General features: G+C 44.4%; 5 protein-coding genes. 1 reads left to right on the top strand and 4 read right to left on the bottom strand.

Going from position 1 to position 4659, the window contains the following annotated elements; genetic code table 11:
- The 4 genes from purE to rpoN all read right to left on the bottom strand — a co-directional run.
- On the bottom strand, positions 1–490 hold a 490-nt coding region (gene purE / locus ACT8YW_RS05025; RefSeq protein WP_444104214.1), incomplete at its 3' end, for a 5-(carboxyamino)imidazole ribonucleotide mutase.
- 91 nt (positions 491–581) lie between these two features.
- On the bottom strand, positions 582–962 hold the full coding sequence (gene gcvH / locus ACT8YW_RS05020) for a glycine cleavage system protein GcvH (protein ID WP_117512797.1): 381 nt from the start codon (positions 960–962) through the stop codon (positions 582–584).
- A gap of 29 nt (positions 963–991) precedes the next feature.
- The gene (locus ACT8YW_RS05015) at positions 992–1663 is read right to left on the bottom strand and encodes a phosphatase PAP2 family protein (RefSeq protein WP_009000196.1); all 672 of its coding nucleotides are present in this window, start codon (positions 1661–1663) and stop codon (positions 992–994) included.
- A 42-nt stretch (positions 1664–1705) separates the two neighbouring features.
- Entirely contained in the window at positions 1706–3193 is a 1488-nt protein-coding gene (rpoN, locus tag ACT8YW_RS05010) for an RNA polymerase factor sigma-54 (protein ID WP_444104213.1), read from the bottom strand.
- Between the two features lie 138 nt (positions 3194–3331).
- Between rpoN and ACT8YW_RS05005 the strand changes: the two genes are divergently transcribed.
- Positions 3332–4659: aminopeptidase P family protein (locus tag ACT8YW_RS05005; RefSeq protein WP_444104212.1), on the top strand; the 1328-nt coding region annotated here is incomplete at its 3' end.

Raw genomic sequence — 4659 nt, 5'->3', positions numbered from 1 at the left:
ACTTCACTTCTTTCAGTTCTTCGTTTGCTTTTACGATTTTCTTTTTCAGTCCTTCCTTGTAAGCAGCAAAAGCTTCTGCCAGTTTCTCATCGCTCAATGCCAGCATCTGGATGGCAAGGATAGCGGCATTCATCGCTCCGTTGATGGCAACCGTTGCTACAGGAATGCCCGGAGGCATCTGAATGATAGAATAAAGTGCGTCCACACCATCGAGCACGGAACCTTTTACAGGTACTCCGATCACCGGCAATGTAGTGTTAGCCGCAATTACACCGGGAAGGGCGGCAGCCATTCCGGCAGCAGCGATAATTACTTTAATGCCACGGTTGCGGGCATTCTTCGCAAACTCTTCCACAGCTTCGGGCGTGCGGTGAGCAGAAAGAGCGTTCATTTCGAACGGAACATGCATATCATTCAGCAGCTGTGCAGCCTTCTCCATAACAGGAAGGTCGGACGTGCTGCCCATGATAATACTTACAATTGGAGTCATAGAATAAAAATTAAAAGCCTCTTCACAGCCCTTTCACGAAGAGAGGGGGTTCAGCTACATTCAACTTATATTAGTTATATTTCTGTTTGCACTATCCGTTTACCACGGCTTTATAGGCTTCGGCATCCAGCAGATCTTCTACAGCTTTCAAATCCGCCGGCTTCACTTTAATCAACCAACCTTCACCATAGGGATCTTTATTAACCAGTTCCGGGTTTTCTTCCAATGCTTCATTTTGTTCAAGCACCTCACCTGCTATCGGCAGGAAAAGATCGGAAATAGTTTTCACTACTTCAATCGTTCCGAAAGTTTCACCGGCTTCCAACGTTTCACCAACAGTCGGGATATCTACGAACACAATATCGCCCAATTGTTCCTGTGCATAATCGGTGATACCAACGTATGCAATGTCTCCGTCAACGCGAATCCATTCGTGTTCGTTCGTGTACTTTAAATTCTGTGGAAAGTTCATGATGATTAGTTTTTAGGATTTATACTGTTTTAAAATAAAAATACTCGAAATAAGATGTTACTCACCGGATGAAGCACCAAAAGGGCACATATCAGACCGACAGCAAAGCCGGAAAGCACCTCACCCAGCGTGTGATGCCCCAGAACAATGCGTGCAGAGCCCAATATACCGGCAATCAAAATAAACAGGCATAGCCATACGACCGGATTGTAACCGAACAAGGCGCTGAAAGAAATCAAGCCTCCGATCACCCCGCCCATTCCTGCCATGTGTTCGCTCAACTTCCATTTCAGGTTTACTGCAATGCAAATGATGGACACTACCAGGGAAGCAAGAATGATACCAGTCATATACCACGGGATATTCAGCTTACGCATCATCAGCAGGCAGAACACATACGAGATGATGGTCAGCAGAATAGGCACATAACGTTTCTTACGTTCACTCAACTCCTGACGGGCAAATCCATTGATTTTACGAAACAGGAAAATTGTAATAGTAGGTGTCAGTATGGTGAAGCAGTAAACGATTCCCAACACTATCAACTTATATTGTATCGGCATGATACGAAGATAAGAAAACAGGAATAACACCAGAAACGATAAAAACGGAATAGAAAATGGAGTAAAGACCATCGAAGTGACTCTCGCCACCTGCAACATCGTCTTATCCGCTATGATATGTTCTCTCTCTCTGTCCATCAGCACTAATACTTAATACTTTATACTTAATACTTTATACTCTCATTTCCGCAGTCTCGCCACGGGGATATTCAGTTGTTGACGGTATTTGGCTACTGTCCTGCGGGCAATGGGATAACCTTTCTCCTTTAATATATCCGCCAATTCATCATCGGTCAGAGGTTTCTTCTTGTCCTCGCCTTCAATACACTCTTTCAGGATCTTACGAATCTCACGGACAGACATCTCTTCGCCATCCTCTGTAGTATATCCGTCGCTGAAAAAGTATTTGAGCGGATAGATACCGTAATTCGTCTGTACATATTTACTGTTACTCACACGGGAGATTGTCGAAATATCCAATCCCGTACGTTCCGCCACGTCTTTCAGAATCATCGGTTTCAATAGCGATTCATCTCCTTCCAAGAAGAAAGGACGTTGCAGGTCGATAATCGCCTGCATGGTAACCATCAAGGTATTCTGACGCTGACGGACAGCATCGATAAATCCTTGTGCCGCATCCATTTTCTGTTTCAGAAACATCATCGCTTCTTTAGATTCCTTAGACTGGTTAGCCCTATTTTTTGTATGCTCCTCCACCATTTCCGTGAAGTCACGACTCATACGGAGTTCGGGAACATTGCGGTTATTGAGGCTTACATTAATGGTTCCGTCATCATACGTTTCCACAATAAAGTCGGGAACTATTTGTTGGAGATTCCTGCCGATTGCTTCTCCTAAAGAAGCACCCGGACGTGGATTCAGTTTGGTTATTTCAGTAATGGTTTCCTGGAAAGTCTCTTCATCAATATCCAGTTTCTTTATAATCTTCTCCCAATGTTTACGGGTGAATTCTTCATAACATTCTCTGATAATCCTTTCTTCCAGATTCAAGATAGGACTAGGAGTTTTCTCTTCTTCTTTTTTCCGGCAAATCTGTATCAACAGACATTCCTGAAGACTACGCGCACCGATACCTGCCGGATCGAAGTCCTGTAAGATGCTCAATGCTTCTTCCAGTTCCTCCTCGGTCGATTCGATACCGGCATAAATCGCCAGCTCGTCGCAGATACTTTCCAAAGATTTGCGAAGCAATCCGTCATCATCCAATGAACCGATCAGGTATTCCACCAAGTCACACTGGTGCTCTGTCAGGTTACGTTCACGCAACTGTTCTTTCAGGATTTCATAAAAAGAGGTGGAGTCGGAGAATGGAATATCCTCCGCCTGTTCATCTTTCGAACGGTTGTTCTCTTGCAATTTATAATCGGGAATATCGTCTTCTGTCAGATAGTCACTTAAAGAATCATAGTCATTGGCATCGCTATCCATGCCATCTTCTGCATTGTCGGTATCGGAATATTCATCATCCGCTGCATTCTCTTCCTTACCTTCTTCAAGTGCCGGATTTTCAAGCAGTTCAGCATGGATACGGTCTTCCAACTCTACTGCGGGAAGCTCCAACAGTTTCACGACCAGAATCTGCTGGGGCGAGAGCGTTTGTACCTGTTGTTGCGCCTGAGATTGTATTTGACGGGAACCTTGTGCCATATTCGTTTTTGCTTTCTACTATTTCTCGCTACAAAAGTAACTTTTTAACGAGAGATTACACAGATTAGGGAGATAATTTTTAATCCTATAACACAAAATTCGTTATCTTTGTTGCACGAACTTAAAAATTAGGACAATATGTTTGCCAAAGAAACGTATATGCAGCGGAGAGCCCTGCTAAAAAAGAATTTAGGCTCCGGGGTATTGTTATTTCTTGGAAATGACGAGTGCGGACTGAACTACGAGGATAACACCTTCCGTTATCGTCAGGATTCCACTTTCCTTTATTATTTCGGACTTTCATGCACCGGTCTTTCGGCAATTATCGATATTGATGAAGACAAAGAAATCATTTTTGGAGATGAACTGTCTATCGACGCAATCGTATGGATGGGATCGCAACCGACTTTACACGAAAAATGTGAACGTGTGGGTGTAAAAAATCTGATGCCGTCCGCAGAAATTACAAGCTATCTCCACAAGTGCGTCCAGAAAGGGAAAGCGGTTCATTATCTGCCGCCTTACCGTCCCGAGCATAAATTGAAACTAATGGATTGGTTGGGTATCCCCCCTACACGTCAGGAAGGTTCTGTTCCATTCATCCGTGCCGTTATCGCCCAACGTAATTACAAATCTGCCGAAGAAATAGTAGAAATAGAGAAGGCTTGCGATGTAACTGCCGATATGCACATCACCGCCATGAAAGTGCTCCGCCCGGGCATGTATGAATACGAAGTGGTAGCGGAAATGAACCGGGTGGCCGAATCTAACAACTGCCAGCTTTCGTTCGCCACCATTGCCACCATCAACGGACAGACTTTACACAACCATTATCATGGAAATAAAGTAAAACCGGGTGATTTATTCCTAATTGATGCAGGCGCAGAAGTAGAATCAGGCTATGCAGGCGATATGTCGTCTACCATTCCTGCCGACAAAAAGTTTACAGCCCGCCAGCGCGAAGTATACGAGATTCAGAATGCGATGCATCTGGAATCTGTAAAAGCTCTCCGTCCGGGGATTCCTTATATGGACGTATACGAACTGTCTGCCCGTGTAATGGTAGACGGAATGAAGACACTCGGATTGATGAAAGGAAATACGGAAGATGCGGTCCGCGAAGGTGCTCATGCGTTATTTTATCCACATGGATTAGGCCACATGATGGGATTGGATGTACACGATATGGAAAATCTGGGAGAGATATGGGTAGGATATAACGGCCAGCCGAAGAGCACACAGTTCGGTCGCAAATCGCAACGCCTCGCCATTCCATTGGAACCGGGATTTGTACACACGGTAGAACCGGGTATTTATTTTATTCCGGAACTGATCGACATGTGGAAAGCAGAAAAGAAATTTACTGATTTTATCAACTACGAGGTAGTGGAGACTTATAAGGACTTCGGCGGTATCCGTAATGAGGAAGATTATCTGATTACAGAAACCGGCGCCCGCCGATTAGG

The sequence above is a fragment of the Bacteroides sp. genome (genome assembly GCF_052357945.1).
Taxonomy (GTDB): Bacteria; Bacteroidota; Bacteroidia; order Bacteroidales; family Bacteroidaceae; genus Bacteroides.
This window is presented reverse-complemented; position numbering and strand designations above follow the sequence as displayed.

What these genes read in the sequence shown, in the direction of transcription:
- gcvH (WP_117512797.1), bottom strand. Translation starts at nt 962, where the DNA reads ATGAACTTTCCACAGAATTTAAAGTACACGAACGAACACGAATGGATT.
- ACT8YW_RS05015 (WP_009000196.1), bottom strand. Translation starts at nt 1,663, where the DNA reads ATGGACAGAGAGAGAGAACATATCATAGCGGATAAGACGATGTTGCAG.
- rpoN (WP_444104213.1), bottom strand. Translation starts at nt 3,193, where the DNA reads ATGGCACAAGGTTCCCGTCAAATACAATCTCAGGCGCAACAACAGGTA.